General features: G+C 69.6%; 7 protein-coding genes. 3 read left to right on the top strand and 4 right to left on the bottom strand.

Annotated elements, in window-relative coordinates; genetic code table 11:
• The first annotated feature begins 53 nt into the window (after positions 1-53).
• The 3 genes from DX03_RS01665 (at position 54) to rpoH (ending at position 17,373) form a co-directional block, all read left to right on the top strand.
• Complete coding sequence (locus tag DX03_RS01665) at positions 54-12,368, top strand: Ig-like domain-containing protein (protein ID WP_038685838.1); 12,315 nt, start codon at positions 54-56, stop codon at positions 12,366-12,368.
• 2 nt (positions 12,369-12,370) lie between these two features.
• Positions 12,371-16,069: a TonB-dependent receptor gene (locus DX03_RS01670; protein ID WP_051598703.1), complete on the top strand. Its 3,699-nt coding sequence runs from the start codon at positions 12,371-12,373 to the stop codon at positions 16,067-16,069.
• Positions 16,070-16,497: 428 nt separating this feature from the next.
• Complete coding sequence (rpoH, locus tag DX03_RS01675; protein WP_038685839.1) at positions 16,498-17,373, top strand: RNA polymerase sigma factor RpoH; 876 nt, start codon at positions 16,498-16,500, stop codon at positions 17,371-17,373.
• 143 nt (positions 17,374-17,516) lie between these two features.
• Here rpoH and purD read toward each other — a convergent pair whose 3' ends face one another.
• From purD to purH, 4 genes are all read right to left on the bottom strand, one after another.
• Positions 17,517-18,800 carry a phosphoribosylamine--glycine ligase gene (gene purD, locus DX03_RS01680; protein ID WP_038685840.1) on the bottom strand — a complete coding sequence of 428 codons (1,284 nt, stop codon included), beginning with the start codon at positions 18,798-18,800 and terminating at the stop codon, positions 17,517-17,519.
• 103 nt (positions 18,801-18,903) lie between these two features.
• Positions 18,904-19,806: a hypothetical protein gene (locus DX03_RS01685; protein ID WP_038685841.1), complete on the bottom strand. Its 903-nt coding sequence runs from the start codon at positions 19,804-19,806 to the stop codon at positions 18,904-18,906.
• Positions 19,806-20,663 carry a hypothetical protein gene (locus tag DX03_RS01690; RefSeq protein WP_038685842.1) on the bottom strand — a complete coding sequence of 286 codons (858 nt, stop codon included), beginning with the start codon at positions 20,661-20,663 and terminating at the stop codon, positions 19,806-19,808. Before DX03_RS01690 ends, DX03_RS01685 begins: the two co-directional genes overlap by 1 nt.
• 17 nt (positions 20,664-20,680) lie before the next feature.
• Positions 20,681-22,264: a bifunctional phosphoribosylaminoimidazolecarboxamide formyltransferase/IMP cyclohydrolase gene (gene purH, locus DX03_RS01695; protein ID WP_038685843.1), complete on the bottom strand. Its 1,584-nt coding sequence runs from the start codon at positions 22,262-22,264 to the stop codon at positions 20,681-20,683.
• Between the last annotated feature and the right edge of the window lie 7 nt (positions 22,265-22,271).

A 22,271-nucleotide genomic window follows, 5' to 3' on the forward strand; every position in this document is an offset into this window, starting at 1 on the left:
GGGGATGACCCCGCGCCGGGGATGGACACGATCACCGCTTCGAGGATGAGCGCATGGCAGCACGCCGCACGCAGGGCAGGGCACGCAGGGCATCGGCCGGCATCGCGCACGCGGTGGCGCTGTTGGCGTTGCTGCTGTCTCCCACGCTGCTTGCGCAGAGCTATCCGAACCCGCTCAACAACACCGCCACGGTGACCGCGCCGACCGATGTGGGCGACCCGACCCCGGGCAACAACACCGCCACCGATACCAATGCGCTGGCCCTGCAGGCACAGCTGAGCGTGACCAAGACGTTGCTGAGTGCCAGTCCGGTGGCCGCCGGCGGCGCCGTGCAGTACCGCATCCAGGTGAGCAATGCCGGCCCGTCGGCGGCGCAGGGCGTGGGCGTGGTCGACACCGTGTCGTCGCTGCTCACCAACGTGGCCTGGAGTTGCCAGCCCACTACCGCGGCATCGTCGTGCGCGCAGTCCAGTGGCACCGGCAATGCCGTCAACGTGCAGGTCAACGTGGGCGTGGGCGACAGCGTGGTGCTGCTGGTCAACGGCACCGCGCCCAGCGCCACCCCGGCCACCGTGCCGGCCAACAGCGTCGCGCTGGTGCTGCCCACCGGCACCACCGATCCGACCCCGGGCGACAACAGCGCCACCACCCCGGCCGTGCCGGTGCGGGCCAACGCGCTGGTGGCCAACAACGATGTGTTCGCCACCGCGATCTCCTCGGCCACCGGCGGCACCACGCCCACGGTGCTGGCCAATGACACGCTCAACGGTGCGCCAGTGGTCGGCGCCAACCTGATCATCGCGCTGCAAAACGCGCCGGCCGGATTCACCATCAACAGTGCCGGCGTGATCACGGTGCCGGCCGGCGCCACCGCCGGTGCCGGCAGCCTGACCTACCAGATCTGCGAGAACGCCTCGCCGACCAACTGCGCCACCGCCACGGCCAGCGTTGTGATCGGCCCGACTGCGGTGAACGACAGCTTCAACGCCACCGGTGGCGCGCCCTCGTTCGCCGGCAACGTGGGCAGCAATGACAACGCACCTGCGGGTGCGGTGTTCAGCGCCGTCGGCACGCCGCCGGCCGGGCTCACCGTCAACAGCGACGGCACCTTCACCTACGCGCCTGTCGGCGGCATCGCCACGCCCACCTCGTTCCAGTACCAGGTCTGCCTGCCCGCGCCGAACGGCGCCGTCTGCGCGACGGGAACCGCTGCGATCGTAGTCAATGCCAACGCACTGGTAGCGGTGGATGACACCTTCGCCACACCGATCCCGGCCGGCACCGGTGGGCTCACCCCCACCGTGCTCACCAACGACACGTTCAACGGCGGCGCCGTGCCGCTTGCCCAGGTGACGTTGAGCCTGGTGGGCGCGCCGACGGGCTTTGCCATCAATGCCAACGGCACCGTGCAGGTGCCGGCCACCGCCGCGGCCGGTCCGCTGGCGCTGACCTATCGTTTCTGCGAAAACGCCTTGCCGGCCAACTGCGCCACCGCCACCGCCAACCTGGTGGTGAGCCCGGATGCAGTGAACGACACGGTGACCACCCCGGGCGGCGGTCAGCCGGCCACCGGCAGCCTGGCCGGCAATGACAATATCGCCAGCGGGTCCACCTACACCCTGGCCACCGCGCCCACCCGTGGCGCCGCCGTGGTCAACGCCGATGGGACCTTCAGCTACACCCCGTCCAACGGCAATACCGGGCCGGACTCGTTCATCTACCAGGTGTGCCTGCCGGCCCCGAACGGCACCGTGTGCGACACCGCCACGGTCAGCGTGAACGTGCAGGCCAACCAGATTGCCGCGGTCAACGATGTGTTCACCACGCCGCTGCTGCCGGGCACCACCACCACGGTGAGCCTGCTGGGTAACGACACCCTCAACGGGGTGGCGGTGGCCCCGGCCGCGGTGCTGCTCACCCTGAGCGGTGCGCCGGCCAACTACGCGGTCAACGCCAACGGGCAGGTGCAGGTGCCGGCCGGTGCCGCGGCCGGTGCAGTGACCTTTGACTACCAGATCTGCGAAATAGCGGCGCCCACCAACTGCGCCACCGCCAGCGTGCAGCTGGTGGTCGCGCCCGATGCGCTCGACGACGCGTTCGTGGCCACGGCGGGCGTCGCGCTGACCGGCACCGTGAACGGCAACGACAACGTGGGCGCGGGCGCACAGTTCAGCCTGCTGGCCGTGGCCGCGCATGGCACCGTGACGGTCAATGCCGATGGCAGCTTCAGCTACACCGCGCAGTCGGCGTACATCGGTCCGGACAGTTTCCGCTACCAGGTGTGCCTGCCGGCGCCGAATGCGGGCGTGTGCGATGCCGCCACCGTGACCGTCAATGTCGGCGCCGCCGTCCTCGCGGCCGGCAACGACGACTTCACCGGCACGCCGCTGACCAGTGCCGGTGGGCTGACCGCCAGCGTGCTGGACAACGACACCTTCAACGGCGCGGCCATCCTGCCTGCGCAGGCCACGCTGTCGCTGATCAATGCACCGCCAGCCGGTTACACACTGGCCGCCAACGGCCAGCTGCAGGTGCCTGCGGGTGCGCCGGCCGGGCCCATCAGCCTGACCTACCAGCTGTGCCAGGCCGGCACCAGCAACTGCACCACCGCGAGCATTGCGGTGGTGATCGCGCCCGACGCGGTGGCCGATGCGTTCACCACCCAGGTGGCGCGCGCGGTCAGCGGCAACGTGGCGGTCAATGACACGGTCGCCGCCGGCACCACCTATGCCGTGACCGGTGCCACGCCGGCCGGGCTGCTGTTCAACCCCGATGGCAGCTTCACCTACACCCCGCCGGCGCAGTACACCGGCACCACCACGTTCACCTACCAGGCGTGCCTGGCCGCGCCGTTCGCCGCCGTCTGCGATACCGCCACGGTCACCCTCAACGTCAACGCCGGCACGCTGGTGGCCAACGACGATGACTTCCGCGCCGCGATCATCAACCCGGCCAGCGGCGGCACCACCAACAGCGTGCTCGGCAACGACACCATCAACGGCGCGGTTCCGCCGGCCCCGGCCGATGTGATCCTGAGCCTGGTGGGCGCGCCGGCCGGCTATGTGATCAACAGCAACGGCACCGTGTCCGTTCCCGGTGGCGCGGCGGCCGGTGCGGTCAGCTTCTCCTACCAGCTGTGCGAAGCGGCACTGCCCAGCAACTGCGATACCGGTGCGGTGCAGCTGCTGCTGGCGCCGGTGGCGGTCAACGATACTCTCAGCACGCAGGTGGGCGTGCCGGTGACCGGCAACGTGGCCGGCAACGACAACGTACCGGCCAACGCGAGCTTCAGCCTGAGCGGCACCGCGCCGGCCGGTCTGGTGTTCAACCCGAACGGCAGCTTCACCTACACCCCGCCGGTGGGCACCCAGGGCGCGGTCACCTTCGCCTATCAGGCCTGCCTGCCCGCACCGGACACCACCGTGTGCGCCGGCGCGTCGGTCACGGTCAACGTCAATGCCGGCACCCTGGTGGCCAATGACGATGATGTCCGCGCGACCCCGATCAACCCTGCCGTGGGCGGCAGCACGGCGTCGGTGCTGGGCAACGACAGCCTCAATGGCACCGTGCCGCCGGCCTCGGCCGATGTGCTGCTCACTCTGGTGGGCGCGCCGTCGGGCTACACGCTGGGCAGCGATGGCGTGCTCGCCATTGCCAGCGGCGTGGCTGCCGGTGCGGTCACGCTGACCTACCAGCTGTGCGAAGCGGCGCTGCCGGGCAACTGCGATACGGCCCAGATCCGCCTGCTGGTCGCGCCGCTGGCGGCCGCCGATGTGTTCTCCACCCCGGCCGGGCAGCTGCTGGCCGGCAATGTGGGCAGCAACGACAACGCGCCGGCCGGTGCGGTGTTCCGCGTGCCCGGCGCGGTGCCGGCGGGCCTGCAGTTCGGCGCCGATGGCAGCATCCAGTACACCCCGCCGGCCAACTTCACCGGGCCGGTCACGTTCACCTATGAGGTCTGCCTGCCCGCGCCGGACAGCGCGCAGTGCAGCACGGCCACAGCCACCATCAACGTCAACGCGGGCACCCTGGTGGCGCGCGACGACGACATCAGCGCCACGCCGCTCGCCCCCGGTGGCACCAGCGCCAGCAGCGTGCTGGTCAATGACACGCTCAACGGCGTTACGCCGCCGGCCGCCGCCAGTGTGCTGCTGAGCCTGGTCGGTGCGCCGGCCGGTTACGCGCTCGATGCCAACGGCCTGCTGCAGGTGCCCGCGGCCGCCACCAGTGGCGCGGTGGTGCTGACCTACCAGGTCTGCGAAGCGGTGCTGCCCAGCAACTGCGCCAGCGCCACCCTGCGCCTGGTAGTGACGCCGTCGGCCAGCAACGACACCTATTCCACCGCGGCCGGGCAGGCGCTCAACGGCAACGTCGGTGACAACGACAACGTGCCGGCGGGCGCGCTGTTCAGCGTGGTCGGCCCGGTGCCGGCCGGGCTGACCTTCACCGGGTCGGGCAGCTTCACCTATGTGCCGCCGGTGGGTGTGACCTCGCCGGTGACCTTCGATTACCAGGTCTGCCTGCCGGCACCGAACGCGGCGCTGTGCGCCACGGCCAGCGCCACCATCACCATCACCGTGGGCAGCCTGGCCGCCAATGGCGATGATTTCAGCACTACCCCGATCAACCCGGTCAGTGGCGGCAGCACCACCTCGGTGCTGGCCAATGATTCGCTCAACGGCGCCACGCCGCCGGCGGTGGCCGACGTGCTGCTGTCACTGGTAGGCGCACCGGCCGGTCTGGCCATCACCGCCGAAGGCGCGGTGACCGTGGCCGCCGGTACCCCTGCCGGGGTCAAGAACCTCACCTACCAGTTGTGCGAAGCGGCTGCGCCGGGCAACTGCGACACCGCGACGATCCGCCTGGTGGTGGCACCGTCGGCGCTGGACGATGCGTTGTCCACCGCGGCCGGGCAGGTGCTCACCAGCAGCGTGGCCAGCAACGACAACGTGCCGGCCGGTGCGGTCTTCCAGGTGGTGGGCATCCCGCCGGACGGGCTGGTGCTGGCCGCCGATGGCAGCCTGGTCTACACCCCGCCAACCGGGTTCAGCGGCGCATCCACCTTCGCCTACACGGTCTGCCTGCCGGCACCCGATGCGGGCGTGTGCGCCACCGCGAACGCAACGCTCAACGTCAACAGCGGCACGCTGGTGGCCGTGGCCGATACCTTCGCCACCCCGATCGCGCCGGGCACGGCGTCGCCCACCGTGCTGACCAACGACACCCTCAACGCGGCCACGCCGTTGCCCGCCGAGGTGGTGCTGTCGCTGGTAGGCGCGCCCACCGGTTTTACGATTGCCGCCGACGGCACCATCAGCGTGGCCACCGGCACCGCGTCCGGTGCCACCACGCTCACCTACCAGATCTGCGAGGCCGCCGCGTCGGCCAACTGCGCCACCGCCAGCGTGGCCCTGGTGGTCGCTCCGGCACCGGCCAACGACGCCTTCGCCGTGCAGGCCGGTCAGACGTTGACTGGCAATGTGTCGGGCAACGACAGCATGCCGATCGGATCGGTGTACACGCTGCAGGGCACGCCGCCGGCCGGGGTCACCTTCAACGCCGATGGCAGCTTCACCTATGCACCGCCGGCGGGCACTACCAGCCCGGCCAGCTTCGACTACCAGGCCTGTCTGCCTGCGCCGAACAGCGCCGTGTGCGGTACCGCCACGGCCACGCTGAACATCAACAACGGCCTGCTGGTGGCGGCCGATGACAGCTTCGGTGCGATCGCGCCGGGCGCCAGCACGCCCAGCGTGCTCGCCAACGACGCGCTCAACGGGGTGACCCCGCCGGCTGCGGCCACGGTGTCGCTGTCGCTGGTGGGCGCACCGGCCGGTTTCACCCTCAGCCCCACCGGTACGCTGTCGGTGGCCGCCACCGCGCCCACCGGCGCCATCGCGCTGGTCTACCAGATCTGCGAAACCGCGGCGGCCAACAACTGCGCCACGGCCACCATCGCGCTGGTGGTGCGCCCGGTGCCGGTCAACGACGTGATCGCCGTGCAGTCCGGCCAGCCCAACACCGGCAACGTGTCGGGCAACGACAACATGCCGGCCGGCTCCACCTGGAGCGTGCTCGCGCCGCCGCAGGGGCTGGTCTTCAACAGCAACGGCAGCTTCACCTACACCCCACCGGCGGGCACCATCGGCCCGGTTACCTTCAGCTACCAGGCCTGCCTGCCGGCGCCGGATGCCGCGGTGTGCGGCACCGCGACGGCTACCTTGAACATCGCGGTGAACGCGGTGGTGGCCAACGACGATACGTTCGCGGCCCCGATCACCGCCGGCTCGGCCACGCCCAGCGTGCTGGCCAACGACGCCCTCAACGGGGTCACCCCGCCGGCCTCTGCCGATGTGCAGCTGCTGCTGGTGGGCGCACCGGCCGGGTTCGTGATCAACAACGACGGCACCGTGCAGGTGCCGGCCGGTGCGACTGCCGGTGCGACGCTGCTGAACTACCAGCTGTGCGAGACCGCGTCGCCGACCAACTGCGACAGCGCCGCGATCCGCCTGGTGATCACCCCGGCACCGCAGAACGACGCGTTTGCCGTGCAGGCCGGTGACACGCTGGTGGGCAGCAGTGTGGCCACCAACGACAGCATGCCGGCCGGTTCGACCTGGGCAGTGCAGGGCACGCCGCCGACCGGGCTGGTGTTCAACGGAAATGGCAGCTTCACCTACACCCCGCCGGTGGGCACCACCGGGGCGGTCACCTTCACCTACCAGACCTGCCTGCCTGCGCCCAACGGTGGCGTGTGCGGCCTCGCCACGGCCACGGTGAACGTCAACCTGGGCACGCTGGTGGCTGGCGATGACAGCTTCACCAGCGTCGTGCCCGGCACCACCACGCCCAGCGTGCTGGCCAACGATGCGCTCAACACGGTGAGCCCGCCGGCCGCGGCCAGCGTGCAGCTGAGCCTGGTGGGTGCGCCGGCCGGCTACGCCATCGCCGCCGATGGCACCATCACCGTGCCCACCGGGGTCACCTCCGGCCCGGCCACGCTGACCTACCAGATCTGCGAAACCGCCGCGCCGTCCAACTGCGATACCGCCACGGTGTCGCTGGTGATCACCCCCGCCGCGCAGAACGACGCGTATGCGGTGCAGGCCGGCGGCTCCATCAGCAACGGCAACGTGGCCGCCAACGACAACCTGCCGGCAGGCTCCATCTGGACGGTGCAGGGCGCCACACCGGCCGGGCTGACGTTCAACGGCGATGGCACCTTCACCTATACCCCGCCGATCGGCACCGTCGGCCCGGTGATCTTTACCTACCAGGCGTGCCTGTCGGCGCCGAACGCCTCGCTCTGCGACAGCGCCAGCGTCACCCTCAACATCAGCAACGGCACCTTGGTGGCGGTTGACGACACCCTCAGCGGGGTCGCCGCAGGAGGCACCACCAGCGTCAGCGTGCTGGCCAACGACACGCTCAATGCGGTGAGTCCGCCGCTGCCGGCCAGCGTTGTGCTGACCCTGGTGGGCGCGCCGGCCGGGTACACCCTCAATGCCGACGGCACCCTTGGCGTGGGCAGCACCGTGACATCGGGCACCACCACGCTCACCTACCAGATCTGCGAAGCCGCCGCGCCGACCAACTGCGATACCGCCAGCATCACCGTCATCGTCAGCCCCACGCCGCAGAACGATGCCTTCTCGGTGCAGGCCGGGCAGACGTTGAGCAACAGCGTGGCGACCAATGACAGCCTGCCGCCGGGCTCGACCTTCACCGTGCAGGGCACCCCGCCGGCCGGGCTGACCTTCAACCCCGACGGGTCGTTCACCTACGCCCCGCTGCCCGCCACGCCGAGCCCGGTGACCTTCACCTACCAGGCCTGCCTGCCCGCACCGAACGTGGTGTGCGCCACCGCCAGCGTCACCCTCAACATCACCACCGGCTCGCTGCTGGCCGGCAACGACACGCTCAGCGGCGTGGCACCGGGCACCACCTCGGCGGCCAGCGTGCTGGCCAACGACAGCCTCAACGGTGTGTCGCCGCCGGCGGCGGCCAACGTGCTGCTGACCCTGGTCGGCGCACCGGCAGGCTTTGCGATCACGCCCACCGGCACCATCAGCGTGGCCACCGGCGTCAGTGCCGGACCGACCCCGTTGACCTACCAGATCTGCGAAGCCGCCGCGCCGGGCAACTGCGCCACCGCCAGCGTCACCGTGATCGTCAGCCCGACCCCGCAGAACGACGCGTTCTCGGTGCAGGCCGGGCAGACGCTGAGCAACAGCGTGGCCAGCAACGACAGCATGCCGGCCGGCTCCACCTGGGCGGTGCAGGGCGTGCCGCCACCGGGCCTGACCTTCAACCCCGATGGCAGCTTCACCTACGTGCCGCCGACCGGTGCGGTGTCGCCGGTGGGCTTCACCTACCAGACCTGCCTGCCGGCGCCGAACGGCAGCCTGTGTGCCACCGCCACGGTGGCGCTGAACATCAACAACGGCACCCTGAGTGCAGGCGATGACACCCTGGTCGGCGTGCTGCCCGGTGCCACCACCGGCACCAGCGTGCTCGCCAACGACAGCCTCAATGGCGTGTCGCCGCCAGCCGCGGGCGATGTGCTGTTGAGTCTGGTGGGCGCGCCGGGTGGCTTCACGCTCAACCCCGACGGCACGATCACCGTGGGCAGCGGCGTGGGCTCCGGGCCGACCACCCTCACCTACCAGATCTGCGAAGCGGCCGCGCCGTCCAACTGCGACACCGCCAGCGTCACCGTGGTGGTCACCCCGGCGCCGCAGGATGACGCCTACGCCGTGCAGGCCGGGCAGACCCTGTCCAACACCGTGGCCGCCAACGACAACACCCCGCCCGGTGCGCAGTTCACGTTGCAGGACACCGCGCCGGCCGGCTTGACGTTCAACGCCAACGGCAGCTTCACCTACACCCCGGCGATCGGCGTGGTCGGCCCGGTCAGCGTGGCCTACCAGGTCTGCCTGCCGGCGCCGAATGCCAGCCTGTGCGGGCGCGCCATCGTCACCATCAGCATCAACAACGGCCAGCTGGTGGCCGGCGATGACACGTTCACCGGCGTCGCGCCGGGCAGCACCTCCGGGCCCAGCGTGCTGGCCAACGACAGCCTCAACGGGGTGTCGCCGCCGGCCGCGGGCGACGTGCTGCTGAGCCTGGTCGGTGCGCCGGCGGGCTTCAGCATCGGCAACGACGGCAGGATCACCGTGTCCACCGGCGTCACCTCCGGTGCAACCGCGCTCACCTACCAGATCTGCGAAGCCGCCGCGCCCGCCAACTGCGACACCGCCAGCGTCACCGTGGTGGTCAGCCCGGCACCGCAGAACGATGCGTACTCGGTACCGGCCGGGCAGACGCTGACCAACACCGTGGCCAGCAATGACAGCATGCCGGCCACGGCGGTCTATACCGTGCTGGGTGCGACTCCGGCCGGCCTGACCCTGACCAGCACCGGCGCGTTCACCTACACCCCGCCGGGCGGCACGCCGAGCCCGGTCAGCTTCACCTACCAGGCCTGCCTGCCCGCGCCGTATGCGGCCAGCTGCGGCACCGCCACGGTCACCATCAACATCAACAACGGCACGCTGGTGGCCGGCGATGATGTGCTCACCGATGTGCTGCCCGGTGCCACCTCGTCGGCCAGCGTGCTCGCCAACGACCGCCTCAACGGGGTCAGCCCGCCGCCGCCTGGCGATGTGATCCTCAGCCTGGTGGGCGCACCGGCCGGCATCACCATCAACCCCGATGGCACGATCAGCGTGGGCACCGGCGTCGCGTCGGGCGCCACCCTGATCACCTACCAGATCTGCGAAGCCGCCGCGCCGGCCAACTGCGCCACCGCCGGCGTCACCCTGGTGATCACCCCGGCGCCGCAGAACGACAGCGTCACCGCCCCGGCCGGACGCCCGACCACCGGCAACGTGTCGTCCAACGACAACACGCCGCCGGGCGCGCTCTACACCCTCACCAGCGGTGCGGTGCCCGGGCTGGTGTTCAACGCCGACGGCAGCTTCAGCTACACCCCGCCGTCGGGCACCACCGGGCCGGTGACCTTCACCTACCAGGTATGCCTGCCTGCGCCGTACAGCGCGCAGTGCGGCACGGCCAGCGTCACGCTCACGCTGGCCGGGTCGGCCAACATGGTGCTGTCGGTCAACGACGACTTCACCGCTACGCCGGTGGATCCGTCGGTGGGCGGCACCATCGCGCGCTCGGTGCTGGACAACGACAGCTTCAACAACGTGTCGCCGCCGCCGGTGGGCAGCGTGGTGGCCAGCCTCACCGGCAGCACGCCGGGCTACACCATGAACAACCAGGGCCAGATCATGGTGGCCGCCGGTGTGCAGCCGGGCCAGGTGCAGCTGGCCTACCAGCTGTGCGAGAACGGCGTGCCGACCAACTGCACCACCGCCATCGCCACGGTGCTGGTGCAGGGGCCGGTGGGTGCGCTGCTGGCGGTGGATGACAGCGCCGGTCCGATCGGGCCGGCCGGGCAGGCACGGGTATTGAACGTGTTCAACAACGACACCTTCAACACCGCACCGCTGGATCCGGCCCAGGTGAGCTTCGCGCCGGTGGCCACTACCGCGCTGACCTTCAGCGCCGATGGCTGGGTGGACGTGGCCGCCGGGCTGGCACCGGGCAGCTACAGCACCACCTACACCCTGTGCCTGCTCAACCAGCCCACCGTATGCGACACCGGCACGGTCAGCGTGACCGTCATCGCCGGCGCGCCGGGCGTGGATGCCGAGGATGACCAGGTGCAGGTGCCGCAGGACGGCGTGATCGAGATCGACGTGCTGGGCAATGACCGCGTCAACGGCACGCCGATCGATCCCGATACGGTGACAGTGACCATCACCGCGCCGCCGCCGTACGGCACGGCCACGGTGCTGCCGCGCGCGCGCATCCGCTTCGCCGCGCTGACCAACTTCGCCGGCGTGCAGAACTTCGACTACCAGGTGTGCGACGTGGCCGACCCGGCGATGTGCGCCAGCGCCACGGTCACCGTGACCGTGGAGCCGAACGTGCTCACCCTGGTCGACGACGCGGTCACCGTGGAGACCACCGCGCCGGTGCAGATCGACGTGCTGGCCAACGACAGCGCCCGCAGTGCACCGCTGGACCCGGCCTCGCTGCAGGTGGTGACCGCACCGACCCACGGCAGCGTGCAGTGCGCCAACGGCCTGTGCAGCTACACGCCGGCCGCAGGGTTTGCCGGCACCGACAGCTTCCGCTACCGGGTCTGCGACGTGTCCATTCCCACCGCGCTGTGCGCCGAAGCGAACGTGGCCGTCACCGTGGCCGGCCAGCAGGCCGTGCTGCGCCTGACCAAGGTGGCCGCCAAGCGCAGCGCGCAGATCGGCGACCTGGTGCGTTACACGGTGACCATCGACAACGTGGGCGAGGTGGATGCCAACGGCGCCACCCTGCTGGACACGCTGCCGCCGGGCTTCACCTTCGTGCGCGGTGGCTTCGCGGTGCAGGACGCCGACAACGATGCGCGCACCAGTGGCGTACAGCCGCTGCGCATCGACGGCATCGACATCCCGGTGGGCGAGCGCGCCACGGTGGTGTACTACCTGCGCGTCGGGGCGGGCACCGGCACCGGTGTGCACACCAACCGCATCACCGCCATCGATGGCGAGAACCGCAGCATCGGCAACGTGGCCTCGGCCGATGTGGACATCACTACCGATCCGCTGCTCGACGAGAGCCTGATCATCGGCAGCGTGTTCGACGACCGCAACGGCAACGGCGTGCAGGACCCGGGCGAGCGGGGCATTCCGGGCGTGCGCGTGGCAGCGGTGGAAGGCCTGCTGATGGAGACCGACGCCTTCGGCCGCTATCACCTGGTGGGCATCCCCGGCGGCCAGGCACGCGGGCGCAACTTCATCCTCAAGGTGGACCCGTCCACGTTGCCCAGCGGGGCCCGCTTCACCACGCCCAATCCGCTGGTCCGGCGGATCACGCCCGGGCTGCCGGCGCGCTTCGACTTCGGTGTGCGCATGCCCGATGGCGCGCTGAGTGCCGCATCGCCCGCCGACGCGACGGCGCCCCGGCCGGTCCGGATCGAGCTGGGCGACGCCTTGTTCGCACCCGGCAGCGCCCGCCTGGACGCCAGCCGTGACGCCGTGCTGGACAAGGCGGCACAGGCGCTGGTCACACGCGGCGGCGGCCGTGCGCTGCTCACGGCGGCCCCGGGCCAGGAGGCCCTGGCACGGCAGCGTGCGCAAGCGGTGCAGACGGCGCTGGCCACGCGCGTGCCGGCGACGGTTGCAGCCGCCAGCCACATCGAGGTCGTGGGCGGCGACGGCAGCACGCTGTACCGGCTGCGGCTGGACGATCCACCCGAGCCTCCTCCCGGCGCGGACCGCACCAACAGGGAGGGGCGTTGAACATGGATATCACCCTGAGCAGACCCTCGACCTGGACCGCGCTTCTTCTTCGCCGTGCGCCGCTCGCGCTGGGCACCGCGCTGTTGCTGGCCGCCGCGCCGGCCATCGCCCAGACGGCGCTGCCGCCCACCGCAGCGGATGCGATCCGCTGCCAGGACGACAGCTGCCGCAGCGACGACGGCCTGCTGCTGCGCATCGGCGATGACGATGACGCGGTGCTGCCGTTGCCGGGCCGCGTCGATCCACGCGCGGCCAACGCGGTACCGCTGGCACCGGCCACCACGCCGGATGTCGCCGCTCCCGGCGGCCAGTTCATGGCCGAACTGCCCAACGGCGGCGTGGTGTGGGCCACCGAAGATCCCACCATGGTGCCGCCGAGCCTGAGCGTGCAGGCGGCGGCCACGGTGCCGTTCGAAAACGGCCGGGTGATCCGCCCGCTGCGCTTCCACAGCTACAACAACTACGCCTCGTTCATCCAGAAACTGGAGGTGACGCTGTACCGCGGCACCGACACCGACCTGGTCACCCCGCTGGCGCGGATCCCGTTGCCGGCCGATTACGTGGGCGACGCCGAATGGGATGGCACGCTGCCCGAACAGATCAAGCTGCGCACCGGCGATGACCTGATCTACGTGGCCCGTGCCTACGGTGCCGGTGGCGCGTTCGATGAAACGCGCATCCAGCGCATCCAGCTGGTGACCCCGGCCGACTTCGACCGCGGCCTGCAGGTCACCCGCGAGAACGTGCAGAAAACCCTGGGCCAGGCGCTCGACGGCGACAGCGCGCAGGACCTGCAGGTCAGCAACAGCATCTACGGACAAAGCACGCTGCGCCTGCAGAACATTCCCATCCACGGCTCACGCGTGCGCCTGTATGGGCGCAACCTGGAACCCAACAGCCGGGTGCGTATCAACGGCCAGGATTTCCCGGTGGACCTGGAGCAGAAGTTCGCCGCCGAGTTCCTCGAGCCGGTGGGCCAGCACCGCTATGACGTCAGCGTGGAAGCGCGCGATGCCCCCTCGGCGCAACGCCAGCTGGACGTGGACGTGACCGGTCGCTACCTGTTCCTGGTGGCCATTGCCGACGTGACGCTGTCCAAGAACAGCGCCAGTGGCAACGTGCAGCCGCTGGCCGCCGACGACCGCGACACCGACGGCTTCCTCAGCGACGGCCGGTTGGCGTTCTACCTGAAGGGCAAGATGCGCGGCAAGTACCTGGTGACGGCGCAGGCCGACACCCAGGACCGCGAACTCAAATACCTGTTCCGCGACTTCACCCAGGCCGATGCACAGGACGTGTTCCGCCGCCTCGACCCGGACCTGTACTACCCGGTGTACGGCGACGATTCCACCACCTACCGCGACGTGGATACCCAGGGCCGCTTGTACCTGCGCGTGGACTGGGACCAGAGCCAGGCGCTGTGGGGCAACTACGCCACCGGCATCACCGGTACCGAGTACGGCCAGTACGTGCGCTCGCTGTACGGCGGCGCGTTGAACTGGCGCTCGCTGGAGGCCACGCCGCTGGGCGAGGCGCGGTCGCAGCTGAAGGTGTTCGGGTCCGAAGCGCAGTCGGCACCGGGGCATAGCGAATTCCTCGGCACCGGCGGCAGCCTGTACTACCTGCGCCACACCGATGTGCTGCCCGGCTCGGAGCAGGTGGTGCTGGAAGTGCGCGACCGCACCACCGGGCGCACTGAAACCCGCGCCACCCTGCAGGAGGGCGTGGACTACGAGATCGACGACCTGCAGGGTCGCCTGATCCTGACCCGCCCGCTGGCCCAGCTCACCCGCGAGAACGTCCGCAGCATCACCCGTGACATGCCGCTGGACGGCTACGACCAGTTGCTGCTGGTGGACTACGAATACGTGCCGCTGGGCTTCAGCAGCGACGACGTCACCTACGGTGCGCGCGGCCGCCAGTGGATCGGCGACCACGTGGCGATCGGGGGCACCTGGATCGACGAAAACCGCAGCGGCGAAAACTACAGCCTCAAGGGCGCCGACCTGACCCTGCAGGCCGGGCGCGGTACCTACCTGAAGGTGGAACAGACCCGCACCGATGCGACTGCCGCACCTGTGTTCTATTCGGACAACGGCGGCCTGAGCTTCATCCGCCGCAACCCGTACGAAGGGCGGCGCTCGGGCACGGCCAGCGCGGTGGAAGCGCGCGCCAACCTGCGCGAGCTGGGCTGGACCGCGCAGGACTGGAGCGTGGGCGCGTGGTGGCGCGACGTGGATGCCGGATTCTCGGTGGCCCGCCAGGACACCGGCCAGCCGATCCAGGAATACGGCGCGGAGTTCCTGGGCTACCTCACCGACGACGTCAGCCTGTACGGCCGCCACACCCGCACCGAGCAGGGCGAGCTGGCCCTGGAGCAGAGCCAGCTCACCGCCGAGTGGCGGCTGGGCAACGACGGCCAGCTCACCGGCGAACTGCGCCGCGTACGCGAAGAACAGGCACTGCAGGACGTGTCGGCGATGCTGGCGGCAATCGGTTACCGGCAGCGCTTCGGGTCGTCGTGGGAGCTGTACGGCACCGGCCAGGTGACCCTGGACGATGACGGCGGCGCGTACGAGAAGAACGACCTGCTCACCCTGGGCGCGCGCTACCTGTTCGGCGACCGCAGCAGCGTGGGCGCCGAAGTCAGCGGCGGCAGCCGCGGCAACGGGGCCAAGGTGGATGCCGAGTACCGCATGGCGCCGGACCACAGCCTGTACGGCAGTTACAGCTACAGCACCGACCGCACCGGCACCGACCCGTTGTTCGACACCGGCCTGCAGAGCGGCTGGACGCTGGGCCAGCGCTGGCGCCTGAGCAACCAGGTGAACGTGTACAACGAAAGCCAGTACCTCAAGGACCGTCGCCAGGACAGCGCCGGGCTGGTGCACACCTTCGGCATGGACTTCTATCCCGCGCAGGGCTGGAACCTGGGCTTCACCGTGATGGACGGCGAACTGGATTCCACCGTGGGCCGCATCGACCGCCGCGCGTACAGCGTCAGCGGCGGCCGCACCGACGCGGTGGCGCAGTGGAACAGCAAGCTGGAGTACCGCCGTGACAGCGGTGCCGAGCAGCGCGAGCAGTGGGTGACCACCAACCGCCTGCTGTACAAGCTCAACGAAGACTGGCGCTTTGCGCTGCGCGCCAACTACGCCGACACCGACGACCGGATCAACCCGGTGGCCGATGCCAAGTTGGTGGAAACCAACATGGGCTTTGCCTGGCGCCCGCACGACGCTACCGGGTGGGCCGGCTTCGGCAAGTTCACCTATCTCTACGACGTGGCCTCGCTGGGCCAGGAAGGCGGCAACCTCTACGACCAGCGCTCGCAGGTGCTGTCGGTGGAGGGCATCCGCCAGTTGGGCGCGCGCTGGGAAGTGGCGGCCAAACTCGCCTCACGCTGGGGCGACTACCGCACCGGCCGCGGCGAAGGCGCCTGGCTGGACAGCCGCGCCGACTTCGCCGCGCTGCAGCTGCGCTACCGCCTGTTCGAGAAGTGGGAAGGGCTGGCCGAGCACCGCTGGCTGAAGGTACGCGACGGCGGCGTCCGCAAGGGCTGGCTGCTGGGCGTGGATCGCCGGGTGGGCGAGAACTTCAAGGTCGGGGTGGGCTACAACTTCACCGAGTTCAGCGACGACATGACCGAGCTGAAGTATGACCAGAAGGGGTTCTTCTTGAATATGGCGGGGTATTACTAGGCTTCGTCATTGTCTGGCCTGCCACGCATGGCGTGGCACTACCGGAGATGGCGGCTTCGGCGGTCGGCTCCGGCCGTCGCTCGTAGAGCCGGGCTCTGCCCGGCTGGGGGCCACCGACCCACTCTGTTGCGTGCGGTGCCGCTGGCCGCGCCGCGTCCCTTGCTCGCCGGGCTGAATGCCTGCCAACACTTTTCGGCTGAATGGGGTGGGGGAACCCGGTCGTTCAGCGGAAATCGACGCTCCGTGGGCGCATTTATCTAGACAAGCTATTGATTTTAATGATGTTTGACCTATTTTTTGACCCTCTCGCCACTGTCATCATTTCGCGGTACGTTATCCGGGTAATCAGTGCCATCGTTGCATGAACAGAACGCTGGAACTTCTTTCCCCTTTAGCAGTCCAAGTTTCAGACTGCTAAGATGAGCCCTATGAGCCAGAACACGTCTACTGCCCTTGTGGCAAACAATCTCCCGATTCCCAGTGCGCTCGGTTCGCTGGACGCCTACATCGGTGCCGTGCACCAGATCCCGGTGCTGTCGGTCGATGACGAGCAGGATTTGGCCCGCCGCTTCCGCGACGAGCTGGACCTGGACGCCGCGCGCGAGCTGGTCCATTCCCACCTGCGCTTCGTGGTGCACGTGGCCCGTGGCTACAACGGCTACGGCCTCGCCCTGGGCGATCTGATCCAGGAAGGCAACATCGGCCTGATGAAGGCGGTGAAGCGCTTCGACCCGGACATGGGCGTACGCCTGGTGTCGTTCGCGGTGCATTGGATCCGTGCGGAAATGCACGAGTTCATCCTGAAGAACTGGCGCATCGTGAAGGTCGCCACCACCAAGGCGCAGCGCAAGCTGTTCTTCAACCTGCGCAAGTCCAAGACCCGCCTGGGCTGGATGAACGCGGCCGAAGTGCGCGCCGTGGCCAAGGACCTGAACGTTTCCGAGCGCGAAGTGCTTGAAATGGAATCGCGCCTGTCCGGCCGCGATATCGGTTTCGATGCGCCCAGCGACGAAGACAACGAAAACGCCCCGCCGTCGCCGGCTGCGTACCTGGTGGCCGACGCGGAAGATCCGTCGATGGCCTACGAGCGTGCCGACAGCGAAGACAACAAGCTGCAGCTGCTGCGCGAAGGCATGGCCGAACTGGATGCGCGTTCGCGCGACATCATCCGCCGTCGCTGGTTGGACGCGGACAGCAAGGTCACCCTGCAGGAGCTGGCCGACGAGTACGGCGTGTCGGCCGAGCGCATCCGCCAGGTCGAAGCGAACGCGCTGAAGAAGATGAAGGCGCTGTTTACCGCGTAATGCGGGGCGGCGTTGAGGTGATGAAAGGCCCGGCACTGCCGGGCTTTTTCTTTTCCGGAAGCGTCGGTCCTGTAACGCAACGGCCCGGCAATGCCGGGCCGCTGACGTCATACGCTCCACGCCATGCGCGGATCCGTGCGCCCTTACATCTCCCGCGCGATTGCCCGCCAGCCGATGTCGGTGCGGTGGAACTCGTTGTCCCAGGTCACCTTCGCCACGCCGGCATACGCGTTGGCCTGCGCCTCGCCCACGCTGTCGCCCAGCGCCGCCACGCACAGCACCCGGCCGCCCGCGCTCACCACCTGGCCCTGCGCGTCCAGCGCGGTGCCTGCATGGAACACCTTGGCCGTGGCCGGCACCGTGTCCAGGCCGTGGATCACATCGCCGCTGATCGGCGTTTCCGGGTAGGGCGCCGCCGCCATCACCACGCCCAGCGACGGGCGCGGATCCCACTGCGCCTGGACCTCGTGCAGGCGTGCGTCGATGGCCGCCTGTACCAGCTCGACCAGGTCCGACTGCAGGCGCAGCATCACCGGCTGCGTTTCCGGGTCGCCAAAGCGCACGTTGAACTCGATCACCTTCGGCGCGCCGTTGGCATCGATCATCAGCCCGGCATAGAGGAAACCGGTGAACGGAATGCCGTCGGCGATCATGCCCTGCACGGTCGGGTTGACCACCTCGCGCATCACCCGGGCATGCACCGCGTCGGTGACCACCGGGGCCGGCGAGTACGCGCCCATGCCGCCGGTGTTCGGGCCGGTGTCGCCGTCGCCCACGCGCTTGTGGTCCTGCGAGGTCGCCATCGGCAGCGCGGTGGTGCCGTCCACCATGGAAATGAAACTGGCTTCTTCGCCGTCGAGGAACTCCTCGATCACCACGCGCGCGCCGGCGTCGCCGAACGCATTGCCCGACAGCATGTCGCGCACCGCGTCTTCGGCCTCGGCCAGGGTCATCGCCACGATCACGCCCTTGCCCGCGGCCAAGCCGTCGGCCTTGACCACGATCGGTGCGCCCTTCTCACGGATGTAGGCCAGCGCCGGCTCGATCTCGGTGTGCACGGCATAGAACGCGGTCGGGATGTTGTGGCGGGCCAGGAAGTCCTTGGCGTACGCCTTGCTGCCTTCCAGCTGCGCGGCGGCGGCGGTCGGCCCGAAGATGCGCTGCCCGGCGGCGCGGAAACGGTCCACCACGCCGGCCACCAGCGGCACTTCCGGGCCGACCACGGTCAGGCCGATGCCTTCGGCGGCCACCAGGGCCAGCAGCCCGTCCAGGTCGGTGACCTTGACCGGCACGTTGCGGCACTTGGCCTCGGTCGCGGTACCGGCGTTGCCGGGGGCCACGATCACTTCCTCCACCGTCGCGGACTGGGCCAGTTTCCAGGCCAGGGCGTGTTCACGGCCGCCGGCGCCGATGACCAGGATCTTCAATGCAGTTCTCGCGTGTGGGGGCAGGCCCGCGATTTTACGCGGTGTCGGCCGGGCCTGCATGGGCGCGGCCGGGCGCCGGTCCACCCAGTGCAACGGCGCCCGGTTACTCGGCGCAGTCCGCGCGCTGCAGTTCCGGCGGCACCGCGTAGCGGCGGGCGACCGGATCGAACGCCACCAGGTCGTAGCTGTGCGCCGGCCCGGCGCAGTCCTGCCCACGGCTGCGGACGGTCAGTGGCCAGTACCCGTCCACCGCGTCGGCGGTGCCCACGGCAATGCTGAAGTCCACATTGAACGGGGTGTCATCGCAGCCCTTGCCCGCGTCGCCGCAGGGCCGGGCAGCGCTGTTGTCGATGTGCTCACGCAGCAGCGCCACTTCGCGCAGGCGGCTGGCGTGCACGGCCACATAGCTGCGCGAGGCGAGGGTGACGCCCCGCTGGATCTCGCCATGGGTGATCCGGAACGCATGGCGCTGTGGACCAAGCGGCTCCACCTGGACCGTGCCCGGCGCGCCCCTGCGACCGTACTGGCCCTGCAGGCGCTGGGCGATGACCAGCAGCGGCGTTTCGCTGGTGCCAACGGCTGGACCATCGCGCAGCACGTACAGATCCAGCCGGCCCGGTTCCACGCTGGCGGCGTCGTCCAGCGTCTGGCAGACCGCCAGCAGCGTCTGCACATGCCCATCGGTATCGCGCGTGTCACGGGCACACACGCTGCGCGTGACCGGGCGCTGCGCCTCCACCTCGGTGTCGTCCCACTGGTCCTGCCACGGCGCGTCCAGCCGGGCGTTGTCGCCATAGCGCGCATGCAGGAAGCCCAGCAGGCGCTGATCGGCGGTGCCGCTCACCTGCAGGGTGTCTTCCACCTGCGCGGTGCTATCGAGCACACGGCGCGGTTTGCCTGGCTCGGAAGCGGGCGTGGCATCGCCGCACCCGGCGAGCAGGACGAGCAGTGCGGAGGCCAGCGCGAACGGGCGCAGGCGGTGCACTGCACGGCCCGCGCGCCCCATCACTCGCACCCTTCGCGGTTCAATACATCGGGGAAAGCATAGGTCCAGGTCTTCGCATCCAGGGTGAAGCGATGCTCGCGGCGCACCGGGGTGCGGCCACAGCTCATCCCGGTTTCCTCGATCACCAGCGGCCACTGCCGTGCGGCCGGGTCGCGGGTGTCGAAGGTCAGGGCGAAATCGAGGTTGAACAGACGGGCCTGGCAGTCCGGCTCGGCGTCGGCATCGTCGCAGTCGTAGGCACTGCTGTTGTCGATGTGGCTGCGCACGCCACCGGCCTCCACCAGCCCGTTCGGGCCGGGCAGCACCAGCGTCTGGGTAATCAGCGAATAGCCTTGGCCAAACCAGCCGTGCTCGATGCGGAACCCGTAGAAGTCGCTGCCGGCGCGGATGATCTGCACCGTGCCGGGCTGGCCCTGGCTGCCGAAGTTCTGGCCGGTCAATTCGGCGGCCACGGCGAAACGGTCGGCCTCGGGGCGCAGTACGAAGAAGTCGATCGCGCCCGGGTCCGGGTGCGCGCCGTCCAGCGGCCAGCCGCATACAGCCAGCAGCTGCTGCCAGCTGTCGCCGTTCACTACCGGTTGTTCGGCGCAGACGCGCCAGTCGGTGGGGCGGGTGTCGCCATCCTGGCTCCAGCTGCCACGCCAGGTGCCGCCCAGTTTTGCGGTCTTGCCGTAGCGTTCGGTCAGAAAGGCCTGCAGCCGCGCGGTGCGGCTGACGTGGGCCACCGGTGCGGCGGGCGTCTGCGCCGCAACGGGAGCGGCCGGGGCCGCCGGTTCACTGGCCGGGGTGCAACCGGCCAGCGCAGCCGCACTGGCAATGGCCAGGGCGGCGAGGGTTTTCATGGGCTGCGGGGACATCCGTGTCGCTCCAGGGGTCAGTGGCGGAAGTGACGGACGCCGGTGAACACCATGGCCAGGCCGTGTTCGTTGGCGGCGGCGATCACTTCGTTGTCGCGCATCGAGCCGCCCGGCTGGATCACCGCCTTGATGCCGGCCGCAGCGGCGGCATCGATGCCATCGCGGAACGGGAAGAACGCATCGGAGGCCATCACCGAGCCTTCCACCACCAGGTTCGCGTCGGCCGCCTTGATGCCGGCGATGCGCGCCGAGTACACCCGGCTCATCTGGCCGGCGCCCACGCCGATGGTGCGGTTGTCCTTGGCATATACGATGGCGTTGGACTTCACGAACTTGGCTACCTTCCAGGCGAACAGCAGGTCGGCAAACTGCTTGTCGGTGGGGGCCAGCGTGCTCACCACGGTCAGTTCGTCGCGCGCCATGCCACGGTTGTCCGCGCTCTGGATCAGCAGGCCCGAGCCCACGCGCTTGGTGTCGTAGTTGTTGCGGCCCTGCCCGTGCGGAATGCGCAGCACGCGCACGTTGGCCTTCTTCTGCGCGTATTCCAGCGCGGCCGGTTCGTAGTCCGGGGCGATCAGCACTTCAACGAACTGGCGGTCCAGGATCACCTTGGCGGTGGCGGCATCCAGCGGCTGGTTGAAGGCGATGATGCCGCCAAAGGCGCTGGTCGGGTCGGTCGCGTAGGCCAACTCGTAGGCATCGCCGTTGCCGGCACCCACGGCCACGCCGCACGGGTTGGCATGCTTGACGATCACGCAGGCCGGCGCGTCGAACTGGCGCACGCATTCCCACGCCGCATCGGCGTCAGCCAGGTTGTTGTAGCTCAGCTCCTTGCCCTGCAGCTGCTGGAAGGTGGCCAGCGTGCCCGGCACCGGGTACAGGTCGCGGTAGAACGCGCCGCTCTGGTGCGGGTTCTCGCCGTAGCGAAGGTCCATCACCTTCACGAAGCTGGAGTTCATCTGCGCCGGGAATTCGCTGCGCACCGGCACCGCCGCATCGCGGGCGGCAACGGCCGACAGGTAGTTGCTGATCGCCGCGTCGTACTGGGCCACGCGGTTGAACGCGGCCACCGAGAAGGCAAAGCGCTTGGCGGCCGACAGCTTGCCGTCGTTGGCGTCCAGTTCGGCCAGCAGCTCGGCGTACTGCGACGGGTCGGTGGCCACGGCCACGCGCGCGAAGTTCTTCGCGGCCGAGCGCAGCATCGCCGGGCCGCCGATGTCGATGTTCTCCACTGCATCGTCCAGCGTGCAGTCGGCCTTGGCGGTGACCGACTCGAACGGGTACAGGTTCAGCACCAGCAGGTCGATCGCGCCGATGCCGTGTTCGGCCATCACCGCGTCATCCAGCCCGGCACGGCCGAGCAGGCCGCCGTGCACCATCGGATGCAGGGTTTTGACCCGGCCGTCCATCATTTCCGGGAAGCCGGTGACGTCGGCCACGTCCTTGACGGCCAGGCCCGCCTCGCGGATCGCCTTGGCGGTGCCGCCGGTGGACAGCAGCTCCACGTTGCGCGCCGCCAGGGCGCGGGCCAGGTCGATCAGACCGGTTTTGTCGGAGACGGACAGGAGGGCCCGACGAACGGGCAACAGATCAGCAGTCATGGGGACA

Source organism: Stenotrophomonas rhizophila, from assembly GCF_000661955.1.
Taxonomy (GTDB): domain Bacteria; phylum Pseudomonadota; class Gammaproteobacteria; order Xanthomonadales; family Xanthomonadaceae; genus Stenotrophomonas; species Stenotrophomonas rhizophila.